Origin of the sequence: Pedobacter lithocola, assembly GCF_042650845.1 — a bacterium.
In the GTDB taxonomy this organism is placed as follows: Bacteria; Bacteroidota; Bacteroidia; order Sphingobacteriales; family Sphingobacteriaceae; genus Pedobacter; species Pedobacter lithocola.
Map to the genome: position 1 here is coordinate 72,525 of NZ_JBHSBW010000011.1, position 18,226 is coordinate 90,750.

The 18,226-nt window shown below is 36.4% G+C and carries 14 protein-coding genes; 4 read left to right on the top strand and 10 right to left on the bottom strand.

Features of this window, described 5'->3' with window-relative positions; genetic code table 11:
* The first annotated feature begins 20 nt into the window (after nucleotides 1-20).
* Nucleotides 21-287: a hypothetical protein gene (locus ACFOWA_RS10645; protein WP_378984932.1), complete on the top strand. Its 267-nt coding sequence runs from the start codon at nucleotides 21-23 to the stop codon at nucleotides 285-287.
* A 210-nt stretch (nucleotides 288-497) separates the two neighbouring features.
* Here ACFOWA_RS10645 and ACFOWA_RS10650 read toward each other — a convergent pair whose 3' ends face one another.
* Entirely contained in the window at nucleotides 498-1,241 is a 744-nt protein-coding gene (locus ACFOWA_RS10650; RefSeq protein WP_378984934.1) for a UDP-2,3-diacylglucosamine diphosphatase, read from the bottom strand.
* Between the two features lie 325 nt (nucleotides 1,242-1,566).
* On the opposite strand from ACFOWA_RS10650, the gene ACFOWA_RS10655 reads away from it, so the two are divergent.
* Nucleotides 1,567-2,577 (top strand): NAD(P)/FAD-dependent oxidoreductase, encoded by a 1,011-nt coding sequence (locus tag ACFOWA_RS10655; RefSeq protein ID WP_378984936.1) that lies wholly within the window; start codon nucleotides 1,567-1,569, stop codon nucleotides 2,575-2,577.
* Between the two features lie 61 nt (nucleotides 2,578-2,638).
* Nucleotides 2,639-2,932 carry a 2Fe-2S iron-sulfur cluster-binding protein gene (locus ACFOWA_RS10660; RefSeq protein ID WP_208646879.1) on the top strand — a complete coding sequence of 98 codons (294 nt, stop codon included), beginning with the start codon at nucleotides 2,639-2,641 and terminating at the stop codon, nucleotides 2,930-2,932.
* Nucleotides 2,933-3,013: 81 nt separating this feature from the next.
* Here the strand turns inward: ACFOWA_RS10660 and ACFOWA_RS10665 are convergent, their stop codons facing one another.
* The 9 genes from ACFOWA_RS10665 to ACFOWA_RS10705 all read right to left on the bottom strand — a co-directional run bounded on the left by ACFOWA_RS10665 (nucleotide 3,014) and on the right by ACFOWA_RS10705 (nucleotide 15,496).
* A complete protein-coding gene (locus ACFOWA_RS10665; protein WP_378984938.1) occupies nucleotides 3,014-3,136 on the bottom strand; it encodes a hypothetical protein in 123 nt (40 codons plus the stop codon).
* A gap of 507 nt (nucleotides 3,137-3,643) precedes the next feature.
* Nucleotides 3,644-4,303 (bottom strand): MgtC/SapB family protein, encoded by a 660-nt coding sequence (locus ACFOWA_RS10670; protein ID WP_378984939.1) that lies wholly within the window; start codon nucleotides 4,301-4,303, stop codon nucleotides 3,644-3,646.
* Between the two features lie 23 nt (nucleotides 4,304-4,326).
* Nucleotides 4,327-5,352, bottom strand: coding sequence for a PorP/SprF family type IX secretion system membrane protein (locus ACFOWA_RS10675; protein WP_378984940.1), 1,026 nt, complete (start codon nucleotides 5,350-5,352; stop codon nucleotides 4,327-4,329).
* Nucleotides 5,349-9,617: a PKD domain-containing protein gene (locus tag ACFOWA_RS10680; protein ID WP_378984942.1), complete on the bottom strand. Its 4,269-nt coding sequence runs from the start codon at nucleotides 9,615-9,617 to the stop codon at nucleotides 5,349-5,351. Before ACFOWA_RS10680 ends, ACFOWA_RS10675 begins: the two co-directional genes overlap by 4 nt.
* 315 nt (nucleotides 9,618-9,932) lie before the next feature.
* Nucleotides 9,933-11,570, bottom strand: a complete 1,638-nt coding sequence (gene groL, locus ACFOWA_RS10685; protein WP_378984944.1) for a chaperonin GroEL — start codon at nucleotides 11,568-11,570, stop codon at nucleotides 9,933-9,935.
* A 156-nt stretch (nucleotides 11,571-11,726) separates the two neighbouring features.
* Nucleotides 11,727-12,017, bottom strand: a complete 291-nt coding sequence (locus ACFOWA_RS10690; protein WP_025141798.1) for a co-chaperone GroES — start codon at nucleotides 12,015-12,017, stop codon at nucleotides 11,727-11,729.
* Between the two features lie 252 nt (nucleotides 12,018-12,269).
* Nucleotides 12,270-13,913, bottom strand: a complete 1,644-nt coding sequence (locus ACFOWA_RS10695) for a S41 family peptidase (RefSeq protein WP_378984946.1) — start codon at nucleotides 13,911-13,913, stop codon at nucleotides 12,270-12,272.
* A 169-nt stretch (nucleotides 13,914-14,082) separates the two neighbouring features.
* Nucleotides 14,083-14,442: a preprotein translocase subunit SecG gene (gene secG, locus ACFOWA_RS10700; protein ID WP_123207003.1), complete on the bottom strand. Its 360-nt coding sequence runs from the start codon at nucleotides 14,440-14,442 to the stop codon at nucleotides 14,083-14,085.
* Between the two features lie 13 nt (nucleotides 14,443-14,455).
* The gene (locus ACFOWA_RS10705) at nucleotides 14,456-15,496 is read right to left on the bottom strand and encodes a hypothetical protein (protein WP_378984948.1); all 1,041 of its coding nucleotides are present in this window, start codon (nucleotides 15,494-15,496) and stop codon (nucleotides 14,456-14,458) included.
* 1,206 nt (nucleotides 15,497-16,702) lie between these two features.
* On the opposite strand from ACFOWA_RS10705, the gene ACFOWA_RS10710 reads away from it, so the two are divergent.
* Entirely contained in the window at nucleotides 16,703-18,130 is a 1,428-nt protein-coding gene (locus tag ACFOWA_RS10710) for an L-serine ammonia-lyase (RefSeq protein ID WP_378984950.1), read from the top strand.
* Nucleotides 18,131-18,226 lie beyond the last annotated feature (96 nt).

Here is an 18,226-nt window from a genome sequence, read left to right on the forward strand (position 1 = left end):
AAATTAAAGAAATATTGAAGATGAAGGGTTACTTAGATATGTATGCTATTCCAGATATAGCTTCAATTGGGATGAACGGCAGTATAAATTTCAAAAGATTTTTTGGAAATGATTGGTTCTTCAATAATGGCTGCCGAAAGCCCCGCTATCGCTGCAAGTCCTCGCCCGATGAAGAATCGGGCTTCAGGCTTTTCGCTTTATCGGGTTTAATGTGTATGGTAAATCGCCAGGAAAACTTGGATTATAAGGAACAGCAATATAAATTTCAGAAGATTTTTTGGAAATGAACGGTTCTGTAGTAATGGCGGCCGATAGCCCCGCTATCGCTGCAAGTCCTCAACCTATGAAAAATCGGCCTACGGGCTTTTCGCTTTATCGGGTTTAAAGTGTCTGGTAAATCGCCATTGAAAACTTGGATGATAATGAACTAGCAGCTTTTTCTCATTTTCAATCTCAACCTCAACCTTAATCTCGACCTAACCCCTCAACCTCACTTCTCAACCCTTAAAATACTCCAGCTTCAAATTATTTCCATCGAAAACGGCATAAGAATTATATCTAAGCCATTCGCCGGTATTTACATAACGACTTCCATTTCCCAAATCCAAATCCATCGGTAAATGCCTGTGTCCGTAAATAAAATAATCAAAATGGTTTTTTTGCAATATCTCTTTAGAGTGAATTGCCAGCCATTCATGCTCAACACCAAAAAAAACTTCTTCGGTATTGCTTGCAGCTCTGCTGCTATTGCTCCATCCAGTTGCAATGCCAATACCTAAATTTGGATGCAAACGTGCAAACAACCATTGGCAAAGCGGACTTCTAAAAATTTTACGAAGAAATTTATATTTCTTATCTCCTGGCCCTAAGCCATCGCCGTGATGAAGGTAAAACTTTTTGCCTCCACGTTCGATTGTCATTTCATCGCTAATGATTTCCAAACCCATTTCTTCGGTAAAATAACTGCGAACCCACATATCATGGTTGCCTTTAAAAAAGTAAATTTTTATGCCCGAATCGGTCATTTGAGCCAGTTTTCCTTGTAAACGAATAAATCCTTTCGGAATTACTTTTTCATATTCAAACCAGAAATCAAAAATATCGCCCATTAAAAACAATTCAGCGCAATTTGGTTCAATAAAGTTTAGCCAATTAACAATCCGCTTTTCGCGTTTACGACTTTCGGCATAGCTGGGAGAACCTAAATGAAAATCAGATGCAAAATAAATATTCTTACTCATGTACATCTCAAAGGTAAGGAAAAAGCAGAAAGCTTGAAGGATTAAAGAGCAAAGAACAAGGAGCAAAGAATAAAGACCAGAATTAAAACAAAGAATTTTATTTAAAGTCAATTCTTACAGAAAAAGCATAACAAAATAATTCCTAGCAGTTCTATAGAGCAATTATAATTTGTTTTAATTATGGAAATACATTAAACTTTTGTTTTTTGTTTATGTTTAGCATACAAAATATTGAATTATACTGCTTTACAAAATTATCTGGAATATATCTAAATAAGAATATTGATAAAGGTTTATTTTGTAACTTTGCATTAAATTTTTTTGAATGATCTCTACTGATATAGCCGTAATAGGCGCTGGTCCGGTTGGTTTATTTGCCATTTTTGAAGCCGGTTTATTAAAAATGCGTTGCCATTTAATTGATTATCTTCCTCAGGTTGGTGGTCAGCTTTCCGAAATTTACCCTAAAAAACCGATATACGATATTCCGGGTTATCCATCAGTATTGGCTCAGGAATTGGTAGATAATTTGATGGAACAGGCAAAACCTTTTCATCCATCGTTTACTTTAGGCGAGCGTATTGAAGGTTTAGAAAAACGTGGTGAAGCAGATTTTGTACTAACAACAAACATGGGAACCATTATTGAAGCTAAAGTTGTTGTAATCGCTGGTGGCTTGGGTTGTTTTGAACCTCGTAAACCGGCAGTAGAAAACTTGGAGCAGTTTGAAAATGGTAAAGGTGTAAATTACATGATTCTGGACCCTGAAAAATATCGTGACCAGAAAATGGTTATTGCAGGAGGTGGTGATTCTGCTTTAGATTGGACCATCTATCTTGCCGAGGTTTGCTCAGAACTAACATTGGTGCATAGAAGTGAAAGTTTCCGTGGTGCTCCTGATTCTGTTGCAAAGGTTATGGCGCTAGCTGAAAGTGGAAAAATTAATTTAGTATTGAACAGCAATCTACACGCTGTGCATGGTAGTGATAAATTGGAACATGTAGAAATAGTTCAAAATCGTACCATGGAGAAATCGATGGTAGAGGCCGCCCATTTAATTCCACTATTTGGTTTAAGTCCGAAGCTTGGCCCAATTGAAGATTGGAATTTAAATATAAGCAAAAGTGCTATCGAAGTTAATACTGATGATTATTCTACCAACATACCTGGTATTTACGCAATTGGCGACATCAATACTTATACAAATAAGCTAAAATTAATACTATGTGGCTTTCATGAGGCGGCATTGATGAGTCATAGTGCTTATTCTTATATGAATCCGGGCATTAAATATACCATGAAATATACAACTGTTAACGGCGTATCAGAATTTTAAGCAGTTTATTTATCTTCGCACCTGATATTACGAGCAAATGGAAAACAATATTACGATACACATGCAAGAACCGGATGGTTCGATTACTTCTCATGAAGCCCCGACAGATATGGGCTTGAGTTTAATGGAGTTTTTAAAAGCATCAGAATATGATATTTTAGCTACTTGTGGTGGGATGGCTTTGTGTGCAACTTGCTGTGTAGACGTTTTGGAAGGCGAAGAAAAATTAAATGAGATGACGGACGATGAATATGCAATGTTAGATACCTTGCCCGATTTATTGCCAAATTCTCGCTTGGCCTGCCAATTGCAGTTAAACAATAATATGGATGGCTTGAAGGTTAAATTACATTAAAGTTAAAACCCATAAAATAAAATCTAAAATCCTTGCAGATGTAGAATTTGCGAGGATTTTTTTTTGAAATGAACAGTTTGGTTATTTATAGGAACAGGTTGGCCCAGCTTTTTGTTCCTGCCGATAGAAAAAATCCGCATCCACGTCAATCGGCTTTATTAAATATGGTTTGTTTTTTAAACCGCGGGCTTCTTTTAATTTCATTGAATAAGCGTATGGCTTAAAAGTAGTATTATTTCTTTCCCTCTTTTCAAGGAGAAGGATGTAGTAACATTTGAAAAAAGTACTAACACTACTAGGGTGAGGTTTATGTATGTCACTCAAAAATATTTCATTTCAGTTTACTACTAAAAAATTTGGAAATTAATGTCAGTAGTTTTTCGCTTAGAGCAGCCCAGCTTTCCCTCCTGCCATGAAAATGGCATCCGTACAATCGGATTTATTAACCATGGTTTGTTTTTCAACTCGCGGGTTCTTTTAATTTCTTTAAATAAGCATTAGGCTTAAAAGCAGTATCCTTTCTTTCCCGCTCTTCAAGGAGAGGGATGTAATACCAGTTAAGGAAGTACTAACATTAATAGGGTGAGGTTGTGATGCAGTATTATTCATTTTGATTTGTAATAGGATTGAGGAATTAAAGTTAAACCACAGATAATGCACAATCAAAACCTTTAAAAAAACAGGAAAAGAAACTTAATCTATTTTCTACCTTTAAAAATCAAACTCTATAATCTCATCATCCTTTAACATTCGTTCTACAAATTTTTGATGATTTTTTGGCGTTCCGGTTGCAATCCAATTTCCGGTAATGATATTGTTTGCCAATGAATGCTTACTGCGTTGTGGCTTTAATCTGCTTTCTTTAAACACTTCTTCATAGCTCTCCAAATCACCATGGGTGTGCTGTTTTTTTACAATGCGATAAATGCGTTTTGTAAAGCGGCGATCGCCAATTTCTTCTAAAAACGGGAAAATAATTAGCGCTAAAAGCACTACAATGGTTACGCCAATGGCCTGTTCATAATATCCTGAACCTACTGCCATTCCAATAGCAGCAACTATCCATATAATACAGGCTGTGGTTAAACCTTTAACTCTATTTTCTTCCTTAAAAATAACTCCCGCTCCTAAAAAACCAATGCCGGTTACAATATTCGATGCAATTCTATCCTGACTTGAAGCGCCGATTTTGATGGATAAAATGGTAAAAAGGGCTGCACCTAAACCAATCATCATCATGGTTTTTAATCCGGCAGATTTACTTCTGTATTCTCTTTCTGCACCAATTAAGCCACATAGCAGTGTTGCTAAAAGAAATTTATTTACTTCACTCTGGGTTATAAAATGACTGTTTTCTAAAATATTATTCATTGCCTCTATTTAACCAAGGCAAATTAATAAAAATCATAGCATCTTAAACCATTGGCCCGACCATAATTTGTGCTATTTGACCAATACTTCTCATAACCTAGCCCAATTTCAGATGTACCACCTGTGTTCGTATAATTTATTTTTGAAGTGGTTGCATCATGACTAATCCCAATTCGAAACTTTTCTCCATTTGTTCTTCTGTTAAAAATGTCGAATATCACCGAAAGAACAATTGCGTCATTCCCTCCCGAAAGTCCATCATTTCGATACCAAACGCCTGCATTTACACCGGCATATTTAAATTGAGTGCCAAAACTAAACGACATTACATTTTGCTGCTTATAAGCTACTATCGATGGGATTAGATAGGTACCGTCCCTATCATACTGATCGGGAATTAGTGCCAATTTATAACTTAAGTTTCCTGAAATTCTCATAGGCAATTTAGCCTGAAAGCCTGCTAAAGACTCATCTGGGCGGTTTAAATGATGCAAACCCAGGCCAACCATAAAATTCTTGTAAACCATATTTCCACCAGCGGCTGCATCAAAGTAAAAGCGGCTATCAACACTTGGCCGTTCAGCACCCGATATTATGCCAGGAATAATTCCTGCTGTTACGTCAATCTGATCGCCAAAAACTAATCTGTCCCAGTTTAATTTTTGATTGGTTATTCCGCCTTGCAGACCGAAAGAAAGTGTAAAATCATCGCCCCCAATAATGTACGAATAACTTAAAGCAATATTATTCTTTTGCAAATACGCCGTTCCCTCGCTACTTCGGTTAAAAATCAAACCTACACCACTATTTATCCTTTCGAGATTTAAATCTGCGGATGCACTCATATACGAAAAATCTCCCGATAAGCCTGTCCATTGGTTTCGATACAAAGCGTTGAATCTGATATCACCTTCAAACTGACCAGTTAATGCAGGGTTTAAATAGATTGGTGAGTTGTAAAACTGAGAATAAATATGATCCTGACTTTTAGCTAGCAAGGGCAATGCTATCATCAACATAAATAAATTAATCCACCTGCTCTTTATCATCTTATTAAATATATGTTACCGGTCTTTTTTGGTGCCGAAGAATCGTAAGTCATTCCTTTCCATTCGCCTCCGTTAATAAATTTCAAATCAATTTTCCAAAAATATACGCCTTGCGGTTGTTCCATTCCATTATATCTTCCGTCCCATCCTTCTAGTGGCGCACCATCGCTAAGTTTCGTGGTTTCCCATAAAACCTGTCCCCATTTGTTAAAAATGGTCATTGTCCAGTTATCAATGCCTCTTCCTTTAGCCTTAAATGTTTGCAGCTCTGTTTTTTGACTTGCTGGCATAAACGAATTTGGAACATAAAGAAAGCCAGGAACACCAATTATCCTAACTATCTGTGTTGATGTTCCGGGGCAGCCTTCTTTATTTAAAACTTTTAGTGTTACGGTATAATCACCTACGTTAGCGTAAGTATGTGTAGGATTTTGAAGTGTTGATTTCGAACCATCGCCAAAGCTCCACTCCCAGCTACCTGCTCCATTTACGCTGGCATCTCTGAAACTAAAGGTGAAGTTTGGAATGGATAGCTCATTTCCTGGTAGAACTGTAAAAATAGATTGTGGCGGGGCAACAAGATTTATGTAATTTGGTATAACAGAGGTATTACTGCAGCCCTGAAGGTTTGTAGCCTTTAAACTTACAGTGTAATTTGTAGCAGTACCCGTAAAAGTATGTTGGGGCTCAAAAGCTGTAGATGTTGTTCCATCACCAAAATCCCACAAATAACTTACAGCATTTTTACTATTATTCTTAAAGTTGATAACCGTACCGCTACAACCTATTGTCCTATCAGAAGTAAATTCTACTGTTGGTTGGTCGAGTACAACAATGGTTTCTGTGGTGTAAGCGTTCGAACAATTGTTAGAGGCATATAATGTTACCAAATATGAGCCTGGCTTTGTAAATGTATGCGCAATCATTTCAGGTGCTGTGCTTGTAAGCGCTGAGCTTCCGTCTCCAAAATCGTAATAAAAAGTGCTAGCTCCTTTTGTATTATTAAAGAAATTAACTGTTAAGGGCGCACAGCCTCTTAATTCAGTTGCATTAACAACCAATTCTGGTACAATAATATTAGGCGAAACCCTCACAGTATATTGAGATTCATTAATACCACAATCATTTCTAGCCGTCATTTTAACAATATAATCCTTAACTACAGTAGTAATAAAAGTATGTGTTACGCTATTTTTATCAGATGTAGTTAATGTTGTTCCATCGCCAAAGTCGTATGTAAAACTTGTATAATTACCGGGAGAAGTATTACTAAATGTTGCAGTAAACGGAGAGCAACCAATCGTTTTATCAGGAGAGAAAACAGAAATTGGTTGAGCTTTTACCAAAACAGTTGAAGTTTTTGTTAGTGTTCCACAAGATGTAGTGGTTTCGAGTTTTATGGTATAGGTAATGTCTCGCCCAGCCGGATCTGGTTGATAAATTACCGTTGGCGGTGTTGCCAGATTTGATGTTGTACCATTTCCAAAATCCCACCTAAATATTGCAGCGCTTAGTGAACTTGAAGTGTTTACAAAGGTAACACTAAGTGGTCCGCATCCATCGGTAACATTTTGTGTAAAATTTGGCGTCACGGTTTGATATGTAGAAAAGGTTTGCCTTATTTCATCACTTCCGCAATTTGCACCACTGGTAACAACCAACTTAATAATTACGTTTGAGTTATCAGTAGCAAGGATATACCCAGGAAAAGTTTCTCCAGTTCCAATTTGAACATTATCTGCAAACCAAGTAAACGTACTGTTTCTTCCAGGATAAAGCCCTGCTGTAATATTTGAAGCGGTTAATGCAAAAGGTGCACAACCTTTATTATTTATGAAATTAATTTCTGCCTTTGCAGGCTGATTTACCGTAATTATAACTGGGTCACTGCTATTTTGTGAAGCACCTGAACATGCCCCATTCGCAACCAAACGCCGATAATATGTAGTTGCAGCAGGTTGTGGCGGAGCATAGTCGATAAGCGTAGCGCCAGGAATATTAACCCATATTGTTCCGTTTGTACTTGATTGCCATTGATACGTGAAATTTATACCATCTCCGCCAGTTGGCTGTGTTCCTACTAAAGGATTAAACGAAGCACCAATGCAAATGGATTGATTTTCTGAGATAATGTTATTATCTATGGCAGGTAAAACATTAATTTGTATTGCGTTGCTGCTAGATGAGCAGCCTCCGCTAGTCACTTGTCGTCTGTAATAGAGAGAGTTAACGATTGCTATTGTTAAATCTTTAGTGGTTCGTCCGGCTATATTTACCCAAACAATTCCATTCGTACTATTTTGCCATTGATAAGTAAAAGTCCCGTTTCCACCAGTCGGGATGTCTCCAGTAATTGTAATGCTTTGTCCGGCACAAACTGTTGCAGATGCCAATGTAATTGTATTTGTAACGGATGGTGGATAAGTAATGGTTACTTCATCATAACTCGAAGGACAAGTTGTGGAGCCTGTAATCGTCCATCTGAAAGTATATAATTGCCCAGGAACTAATCCGGTAGCTTTTGTATTGTAAATATTGTCATCATCAAAACTTACACCTTTTTGCCCTGAAACTAATAACCATTTACCCGCATAAGGTGCCGGGTCATTTCCACTCAAGATGATTTCATTTCCACTACATAAGCTCTGGTCTATACCTGCATTGGCTCCAGAAATAATTATCGTTTGAGGTGCCGAAGTAACTATCCCGCAAGATGGTGTAGAAATGCTCAACGTAATGGTATAGGTTCCTGCTGTAGTAAAATTAAAATCAGGTGCTTTGCTTGAAGCTGATGTTCCGTTTGCAAAACCAACAGATGGAAAAACCGTCCAGGTGTAATTATTATCTGTGTTACAAAAGAAATCAAGGATAGAGGCGTCAATAGGTGTTACAATTGCAGGTGCACAGAAAGTGTTGCCTGCTAAAGTAAATATAGGCTTAGGAGGATCTTGAATACAAATTTCCTGTATAACAGGGTCTGCATCGCAAACAATTGAACCTGTTGATGTTAATCGAATTACGTGCTTACCATGCGTTGAAAATTTTTGCACGAAATTAAAAGAACGAGGTTTATTTGCTTCAATTAAGACTCCATCTACAAACCAATTATAAGCTACATTATTTGGCGTACAACCAGCTGTACTTGTGTTAGGATTTTCACCGACAATTGAAGTATTGATGAATGTAATATCTGCATTAGTACAACCAGGATTATTGAAAGTGAACGAGTTTACAGGCTTTACAACAACTTTAGCTGTTGTAGAAACCGCTGTGCCAATATTGCCGCAAAAGGCATTTGTTACATTAATTGTAATATCGAAAACGTTAAAAATTGAACCGCTACTTCCTGTAGATGTTAAGCCACATGAAGACTTCGTATAAAGGTGACGAACTAGATTGGAATTCTGTAAAATTTCACATAGGGTATAAGTTTCTGTAATACCATCACCCCAGTTAATTCTATAAACATCACCAGGAAAATTATTTTGAATTCCACCTACACCTGAGGTTACAACCGTAAATGTGAGGTAACCGAGCGGTAAACAAACAACATTATTACCTGCTGTTGAGAATGCTGTTACCGCAGAGTTATTTACAATCATATATGCCTTGGTAGCAACCCTTCCATCTGGCATTACTGCTTTAACAAATAGCGTGTAATGTGCTAATGAAGCTGTAAAAATTTTATTTTGAGTGTCGAAGGCTAAGCTTGTAGATGTCGAAGTTAATTCGTTTGTAATTGCTGCTGTAACAGCAGCACTTGCAGTAGATTGGTTGGAAAGCGCAATGTCGTTGTTATCCTTTGTTGTACAGGTTCCGAATGTTTCTGTATTCGTAGACGTTAATAGTGGAGCATTTAATTTTGCTTCAACAACTGTACCCGCTTTAATTTCAAATGCCGCAGAAACATTACTTATAAATATTGGGGTTGTAGACTTTACCCGCACTTGGTAGCCTGTACCTGCGGGTGTACTAGCGGGAATAATTCCGTTAACATATGTACTGTAAAACCCATTATATGTACCGATTAACTTTTCGTTTGTAAAATCTCCATTTGCATCAGAAAGATATAACTGAAAAATATTTCCTTGAGTGATACAAGAATTTGAAACAATCTTAAATGGAACAGCTATTGTACTTCCTGGCGTATAAGGACCGAGATCTACATTGCCAACAGTCAGTTGTGCAAACACCGAAGATGCAAAAAATAAAAAGGCCGATATTAAAGCAATAACTTGTAAAATCTTTCTAAACCAGGTCTTCATAAATTTTTAACAATAGAAATTGTTTCAAAAGAAGAAATTGCAAAGAAATATACCTGCCAATTACGACAAAGCCACAGGGCTAAAAAAACATTAATTTGTTTGGTAAATATTTAATCGATAACTCTTCTTCAATTGTACTATTACTAAACTAAAGAAATGTTGCGTTGGTAATTAAAATTTTACACGAAAGGAAATGAATAGAATATTAAAATATTCCTAAAAGGTCTTTTAAGTCCAAATGACAATAAAAAATCCCTCAAAAATTTAATTTTGAGGGATTTAATTTTACACGTAGTATTTATATCGTGGGTAGGATTACATCATTCCACCCATGCCACCGCCACCCATTGGAGGATGCGCTGAAGCACCAGCTTCTTCAGGCTCATCTGCTAAAACCACTTCTGTAGTTAATAACATTGCTGCAATCGAAGCTGCGTTTTCTAATGCTACACGACTTACCTTAGTTGGGTCGATAACACCGGCACCAATTAAGTTTTCGTAAACATCAGTACGAGCATTGTAACCGAAATCTGCAGTTCCTTCTTTTACTTTTTGAACTACGATAGAACCTTCAATACCTGCGTTTTCGCAAATTTGACGTAATGGCTCTTCAATAGCACGACGAATAATCTGGATACCAGTATTTTCATCTTCGTTTGCACCTTTTAAGTTAGCTAAAGCTTCAACCGCACGGATGAAAGCAACACCACCACCAGCAACAATACCTTCTTCTACAGCTGCACGAGTTGCATGTAAAGCATCATCAACACGGTCTTTTTTCTCTTTCATTTCAACTTCAGAAGCTGCACCAACGTAAAGAACTGCAACACCGCCAGCTAATTTAGCCAAACGCTCTTGTAATTTTTCTTTATCGTAATCAGATGTAGTAGTTTCAATTTGAGATTTAATTTGGCTAACACGAGATTTGATATCTTCTGAGTTACCAGCACCGTTAATTACAGTAGTATTGTCTTTATCAACAACAACTTTCTCAGCAGAACCTAAATAAGTTAAATCAGCATTTTCTAATTTATAACCTCTTTCTTCTGATACTACAATACCACCAGTTAAGATAGCGATATCTTCTAACATTGCTTTTCTTCTATCGCCAAAACCTGGTGCTTTAACCGCAACAACTTTTAACGAACCGCGAATTTTATTAACCACTAAAGTAGCTAAAGCTTCGCCATCTAAATCTTCAGAGATAATAACTAAAGGTTTACCTGTTTGAACGGTTTTTTCTAAAACTGGCAACAATTCTTTCATGTTGCTAATTTTTTTATCGTAGATTAAAATGTAAGGATTTTCTAATTCTGCTTCCATTTTATCTGCATTGGTAACAAAATACGGAGATAAATAACCTCTGTCGAATTGCATACCTTCTACTGTTTTAACTTCAGTTTCAGTACCTTTTGCTTCTTCAACAGTAATTACACCATCTTTACCAACTTTGCTCATCGCTTCTGCGATTAACGAACCGATAACCTCATCATTGTTTGCTGAGATAGATGCAACTTGTTTAATTTTGTTATTGTCTTCACCAACAGTTTGCGATTGTGCTTTTAAGTTTTCTACAACAGCCAAAACTGCTTTATCAATACCACGTTTCAAATCCATTGGATTTGCACCAGCAGCAACGTTTTTAATACCTGTAGTAATAATTGCCTGAGCCAAAACTGTTGCAGTTGTTGTACCATCACCAGCAATATCAGCTGTTTTAGATGCAACTTCTTTAACCATTTGCGCACCCATGTTTTCAACTGCATCTTTCAATTCGATTTCTTTTGCAACTGTTACACCATCTTTAGTGATTGCTGGAGAACCGAATTTTTTATCGATAATTACGTTACGGCCCTTCGGACCTAATGTTACTTTTACTGCATTTGCAAGAATATCAACACCTCTTTTCAGGGCATCGCGTGCTTCTACGTTATATTTTACTTGTTTTGACATTTTTTTTTAAATTTTGAATGATTGTATGATAGAATGATTGAATTTGAATTTCGATACATTCTATCATTCAAAAATCACTCATTCTATAATTTCTATTTATTTTTTCTGACTTTATGCTGAATTCACTCATTCGAAACTCAGTCATTTAATCATTATTTATCCTACAACAGCGTAAATATCAGTTTCACGCATAATTAGGTAATCTTTACCTTCGTAAGGAAATTCGGTACCGCCGTATTTACCATAAATTACAACATCACCAACTTTAACGCTGGCTTTTTTACCTTCAGAATCTTCTTCAGAAACAGAAACTACAGTTCCTTTAGATGGTTTTTCTTTTGCAGTATCAGGGATATACAAACCCGATGCAGTTTTTTCTTCTGCCGCAGCCGGTTCAACGATTACTCTGTTCGAACTGCCAGCAATTGGTTTAAGGTTTAACGCCATAACTTTTATTATTTTTTATTTTGATTTAAGTTTTTAACTAAGCATGCAATTACACTTTTTATGCCAATAGCTTCGCAGGGACAAATTTTCACCTGTACTGTCAATTTACAAACGACAGAAGAATATAAAGTGTCAGCTTGGCAGTAGAAATAAACTTAAACTTTCGCAATTTGGGTTTGGAAATCGCAAAATTACTTTAGTAATGTTGAATTAATTGTTATACAGCTTGAACAATTGTGAAGCATTATTAAATTACAGTAAGCTTAAAGCTTTTTCTAAAACCTCATCCTTACCAGCTTTTATGCCCTTAATCGTGGGCATAACAATAACATCTGGGACTATACCAATTCTTTGAGTTTCTGTTCCGTCAGGATAATAAACACCAATACCTGTAATACCAGTTTGTAAATTTCCGGGGAGCGTAATTGCCGAGAAATTTCCATCTGCACCTGAGGTTTGACTTCCAACTACAATAACATCAGGTGCCGTTTTAAGCGCCATCAATGTAAATTCAGCATGGCTTTGGGTGTTTTCGTTGCAGAGTAGAATAACTTTTCCTTTATAATAATCACGGTTTTTCTTTCCGCAATACAACACATTTGTAAAGACATAATTGCCAGGATTATCTATTTGCGGTGTAGTAAACTTTACAAATGGCTTTGATTCTTTATTGAGAAACTCTGCAATTTGATATAATGTTCCATTTGGATAATTCCTTAAATCAAATATAATCGCTTTGGTATTTTTTAAATTCTTTAAAACTAAATCTACCTGGTTTTTTTGCAGGTTGCCCATGTTTACATAGCCAATATTTCCATTCAGAATTTTACTGGTATCGATTCCGTTATAAGCATTCCATTTATAGTTTATCTCATTATAGCCATACCTTGTTAGTATCTTCTTTTCAATTTTTCCATCTCTCTCAAATTCTGTTGTAACTCTATCAGTATCTCCGTTAAATAAAATATAATACGCACCTCGCAACTTAACAGCCTCATTCGAAGCGCCTATGAATTTCGATTTTTGCTTTAAAATTTCACTTACTGATAATCCTCCTATATTGGTAAAAACATCTCCAACTCTCACATCATCCTTCTTAGCTAAAACTTCATTACAAAACCCAGTTACGACCGCTTTATTATCAATTATTTTAAAATAAAAGGGAACCCATTTGAAACCAAAATACATATTGGTATTTCTTGTAGAGAACTGCGCATGACTATCATCTACTTTAGCAGTTAATTCTTTTATTGCTAAATGATAAGCTGTTGTATCCTTCGCGTAGGTAAACTTTGGAATCATTTCTTGTAGCACTGAATTCCATGACTGGTCTGTTTTATACTTGTATGGAAAAAAATAATTGACAATATTCCAGTATCTAGACAATGTTAAAAGTCTCATTTCTGTAGATGGAAAAACAGAATCTGGATATTTCTTTTCGTTATCATAATTTGTATTACCAACACCCTTTATCTTACTTACATAAAAATTCGAATTTTGATTTCTATTGTTTTTTATGTGTTCTAACTCATCTATCAGTTCTTGGCTAAAAGCAACAGAATCTTTAAGCCATAGCACGTCATAATTCAATTTAAAAGTTTGTTTCCTTTCTGCTTCACAGTTTTTACAATCTTGCGTTTTACTAAGGTTTTTAATCCAGGCAGTATAATACTGATTAATTTCTTGTTTAGAATCGAGCTTCTTTAAATCCTTGATTCGTGTTGTAAATTCTCTATCCCAGTCAGTTTTACCTGTTGCAACAACAGTATGATGATATTTAAGAAAACCCCAAATTTTAACAAACGTTTCAATTTTTGTGGTTTCAGAAATATTCTGGCGGGCAAACGATTCAAGATAAAGGATTGAAAACAATAAAATGATGATGAGTTTTTTCATTTTGTTAAGGTTGGTTTGTTAAATATATAAACTAACCTACGTTCAATCTATCTTGCCTTATGTATTCATTTGATTTTTAACAAAGTTTAACAGGATTAGATAAAAAGTCGATTATACAAAAAAAGCTTTCCCTTTTGAGGAAAGCTTTTAAATATTTTGTTAGCCTTAACTATTTTTTAGTCGTATCTGCTGGTGCAGGTTGTACAGGAGTAGCGTTGTTAGTTGCACCGCCACCAAGTGGAGATGGAGAAGGCATTTTATTTAAACGGTCTTGAATTTCTGTATTTCCGGTTGCTGCTGCACCGTTGTTTGTTTTAGCAATAGTAGTAATCGATAAAGTTAAAACCACAATTAGTGCTAACAATACCCACGATCCTTTTTCTAAAACATCGCCAGTACGTTGTACACCAAACATGTTACTAGTACCACCACCTGTTGCCAAACCACCGCCTTTAGGATTTTGTACTAAAACGAATAAGCCTAAAGCTACACAAGCAACAATTAATAAAATGATTAAAAAGGTTATCATGATAAAATATATTTTAAAATTTCTTTTCTATAGATTGGATAAGGTCGGCAAAGTAACCACTTTTTTCTGGATATTTCAAACTTAATTTTTTATAAGTATCTATGGCTTTGTGGTAAAGCATTTGCTCAATGTAAATTTTGGCTAAAGTTTCCGAAACCAAGTCATAACGGTCTTCAGCACTCTTTTTGGCTTTATTCTCGTTATCAATTTGCTCTGGCTTTGGTGGTTTAATAGTTGGGTCTTCTTTTAGAAACTTTTCTATTATTTCAGCACCCTTTGCATCTTTAGCTTCAGCTGCAGGGTATTCTGCTAAATGATCTGCAACTTCGAACGGTGTTTGAATGTGAAAAATATGCTCTACATACTGCTGCTGAAACTCAGCTCTATCCTGATTTTTTACTGGCGATTGCTTTACCAACTGCGGTTTAGGTTGCGCATAAGGCTGAAAAATCTGTTCGTGTTCTTTACGGGTTTTAGCCAGCCACCATAAAAAGGTGTAAGGCAGTTGGTCATCATCGTATTTAGAAACGAAATTATGTTCGGGCTCATCAGGTACAACTGTTTCTATCTCCGGAACGTTTACCACATCAGTGCTTAATTTTTTTTCAAATGCAAAAAAATCTGTAGCAGCAACGGTTTCAATAAAGTTGTCGTCATTTACCGGCAAATCCATTAAATGGCTATCAATACCAGGTAAATTATACGGTGTTTCTATATTTACAGGCTGAGTAATTTTAGGTTCTGATTGTACCGTAATTTCTCCTATCTCATCAAAAATTTCCTGCTCGTCTGCCGTGCTTTCAGCATCAACCAAAGCAAAATCATCTTGTTCAATTTCCGCAACTGGCTCTTCCTGCAATATTTTATACAACACATTTCCGTTGCTATATAAAGCTGCTTTAGGTATAAATTCCGAATCAGTTTTGGCTAAAAGCAAGTGAAGGGCTTGTGCGTACGGATATTCTTTTAACATTTCCTGTAATATTGGGATATGCTCTTGCCCAACCATTCCGGGTTGTGCTAATAATTTTGCAAGTAGCTTTTTGTTATCCATTACTCAGGTTTGCTGCTAAGATAAATAATGCTGACGATTTTTAAAACTATAAAGGTCTTTTTCCCTTCTTTAAATATATTATAGGCTTCTTGTTATTAAAATTTTATAGGCTCAAGGCTTGCATTAAAAAACGCAAAATAGTTTACCAATTTAAACATCTAAGAGCATCAAGCTTAGGTTTTCTACGATGACTAAGGTGGTAAATAATTAAAAAATATAGCTAGAACACAATAAAACTTGTCTATGAATACGTGGATCAGTTTTATATTCTTTAGCAGCGCAAGGCTTATGCAAGAAATTAAATTTGTTCCCGTTTTACGCTTTACTACGCGAACAGCCGAAATGGCTGTTGCTACGTGCTCGCTTCAACCGGGGCTAATTTGCAAAAGCAGTGTTCCATTTTAAAGGTTTGCTTGGTGCACAATCCTTCGTTTATAAACCTGATTGTAATGAAAAGCCCCAATTTTTCATTGGGCTTGAAATGTAAAGCAGGGCTGCAGACCGCCAAAAGCAATGAATGTTCATTTCCAAAATAATTTAAACCCAGTTTATAAATATGTCGATCGGTTTGTATTTTTTGGAAGCGCGAGGCTTATACAAGTAATTAAATTGTTCCCGTTTTACGCATTACTATGCGAACAGCCGAAATGGCTGTTGCTACGTGCTCGCTGCAACCGGGGCTAATTTGCAAAAGCTGTGTTCCATTTTAAAGGTTTGCTTGGTACACAATCCTTCATTTATAAACCTGATTGTAATGAAAAGCCCCAATTTTTCATTGGGCTTGAAATGTAAAGCAGGGCTGCAAACCGCCAAAAGCAATGAATGTTCGTTTCCAAAATAATTTAAACCCAGTTTATAAATATGTCGATCGGTTTGTATTCTTTAGCAGCGCAAGGCTTATGCAAGAAACTAAATTTGTGCCCATTTTTCGCTTTACTATGCGAACAGCCGAAATGGCTGTTGCTGTGTGCTCGCTGCAACCGGGGCTAATTTGCAAAAGATGTGTTCTATTTTAAAGGTTTTCATGGTTTACAAACCTTCGTTTATAAACCTGATTGTAATGAAAACCAGGGCTGCTTAAGCGAAAAACTACACACTTCCATTTCCAAATTTTTTTAAACAGTTTCTTCTTCAGTTATTGTTATACTTCGAAATTTCACCCGAAGTTCTAAAACAAATCATAGTTTTGTATTACAACATACCTCAATGATTAAAGAACAAATCTCAGTTTTTGATATTTTTAAAATTGGCATTGGCCCATCCAGTTCGCATACGCTTGGCCCATGGCGTGCTGCCCAACAATTTACAGCTTCATTAAAAGAAAACAATCTTTTAGCTGATGTTGAAATGGTAAAAATATTACTTTACGGCTCACTTGCAAAAACGGGTAAAGGACATGGAACTGATGTTGCAATTCTTTTGGGTTTAACCGGCGCAGACCCAGTTACTTTTAATGTTGATGCTGTTACGCCAACTTTTGAAGCAATAAAGCAAGATAAAAAGCTAAATCTGGCTGGCGCCTCCAACATAAATTTCGATTACGATAATGACTTACTTTTTCTTTTCGCTGAGAGTTTACCATTTCATCCAAATGCGGTTACCTTTCAAGCATTTTTAAATAGCGGGAAGGCTTTCTCCGAAACATATTATTCTATTGGTGGCGGTTTTGTGGTAAAAGAAGGCGAAGATAATAGCCAGAAAGTGCAGGTAGATTTACCATTTCCTGTAGAAAAAGCTAAGGAGCTTTTACACTGGTGTTTATCTACGGGTTTGAAGGTTAGCGAAATTGTTATGGAAAATGAAACTGCATGGCGACCAGAATCTGTTACCAAAGCAGGTATTTTGCAGCATTTTGCTGTTATGCGAGATTGTATTTATCGAGGCTGCCACACTACAGGTTTTCTGCCGGGAGGATTAGATGTTGCCCGAAGAGCTTTTCCGTTGAATAAGCGCTTAATGGGAACTAGTGAATATCATGATTATTACACTTGGGTTGATGCGATTAAGAAGGGTGGAAACGGCTTCAATTATATTTTAGATTGGGTAAGTTGTTTTGCTTTAGCTGTTAACGAAGAAAATGCATCGTTTGGGCGGGTTGTAACGGCGCCAACCAACGGTGCAGCAGGCGTAATCCCTGCGGTGTTACAATATTATATTACTTTTTGCGATGGTTATGCGGAAGATAAGATAATTCAATTTATTGCCTGTGCCTCTGAAGTTGGTAGTATTTTTAAAAAAGGAGCAACCATTTCGGCTGCCATGGGTGGTTGCCAGGCTGAAATTGGCGTTTCATCGGCAATGGCAGCTGCGGCACTTACAGAGTGCTTAGGTGGTTCTCAAAGGCAGGTTCTAATGGCTGCAGAAATTGCAATGGAGCATCATTTAGGCTTAACTTGCGACCCAATAGGCGGCTTAGTTCAAATCCCATGCATCGAACGCAATACCATGGGTGCTATTAAGGCAATAACGGCAAGTCAGTTGGCTTTGCAGAGTAACCCTGATAAAGCAAAAGTAAGCTTAGATGCTGTTGTAAATACCATGTGGGAGACTGCTTTAGACATGAATGCCAAATACAAAGAAACATCAGATGGTGGCTTAGCGACTAATATTCCGATTAGTTTACCTGAGTGTTAAAAGTGGTTAAACTTCTAAAAATGATGGTATCTCCTTAAATATATCCACTTAATTTATTACACACCATGTCAAACTGAGCTTGTCGAAGGACTTGTA

What these genes read in the sequence shown, in the direction of transcription:
- ACFOWA_RS10645 (WP_378984932.1), top strand. Translation starts at nt 21, where the DNA reads ATGAAGGGTTACTTAGATATGTATGCTATTCCAGATATAGCTTCAATT.
- ACFOWA_RS10650 (WP_378984934.1), bottom strand. Translation starts at nt 1,241, where the DNA reads ATGAGTAAGAATATTTATTTTGCATCTGATTTTCATTTAGGTTCTCCC.
- ACFOWA_RS10655 (WP_378984936.1), top strand. Translation starts at nt 1,567, where the DNA reads ATGATCTCTACTGATATAGCCGTAATAGGCGCTGGTCCGGTTGGTTTA.
- ACFOWA_RS10660 (WP_208646879.1), top strand. Translation starts at nt 2,639, where the DNA reads ATGCAAGAACCGGATGGTTCGATTACTTCTCATGAAGCCCCGACAGAT.
- ACFOWA_RS10665 (WP_378984938.1), bottom strand. Translation starts at nt 3,136, where the DNA reads ATGAAATTAAAAGAAGCCCGCGGTTTAAAAAACAAACCATATTTAATA.
- ACFOWA_RS10670 (WP_378984939.1), bottom strand. Translation starts at nt 4,303, where the DNA reads ATGAATAATATTTTAGAAAACAGTCATTTTATAACCCAGAGTGAAGTA.
- ACFOWA_RS10675 (WP_378984940.1), bottom strand. Translation starts at nt 5,352, where the DNA reads ATGATAAAGAGCAGGTGGATTAATTTATTTATGTTGATGATAGCATTG.
- ACFOWA_RS10680 (WP_378984942.1), bottom strand. Translation starts at nt 9,617, where the DNA reads ATGAAGACCTGGTTTAGAAAGATTTTACAAGTTATTGCTTTAATATCG.
- groL (WP_378984944.1), bottom strand. Translation starts at nt 11,570, where the DNA reads ATGTCAAAACAAGTAAAATATAACGTAGAAGCACGCGATGCCCTGAAA.
- ACFOWA_RS10690 (WP_025141798.1), bottom strand. Translation starts at nt 12,017, where the DNA reads ATGGCGTTAAACCTTAAACCAATTGCTGGCAGTTCGAACAGAGTAATC.
- ACFOWA_RS10695 (WP_378984946.1), bottom strand. Translation starts at nt 13,913, where the DNA reads ATGAAAAAACTCATCATCATTTTATTGTTTTCAATCCTTTATCTTGAA.
- secG (WP_123207003.1), bottom strand. Translation starts at nt 14,442, where the DNA reads ATGATAACCTTTTTAATCATTTTATTAATTGTTGCTTGTGTAGCTTTA.
- ACFOWA_RS10705 (WP_378984948.1), bottom strand. Translation starts at nt 15,496, where the DNA reads ATGGATAACAAAAAGCTACTTGCAAAATTATTAGCACAACCCGGAATG.
- ACFOWA_RS10710 (WP_378984950.1), top strand. Translation starts at nt 16,703, where the DNA reads ATGATTAAAGAACAAATCTCAGTTTTTGATATTTTTAAAATTGGCATT.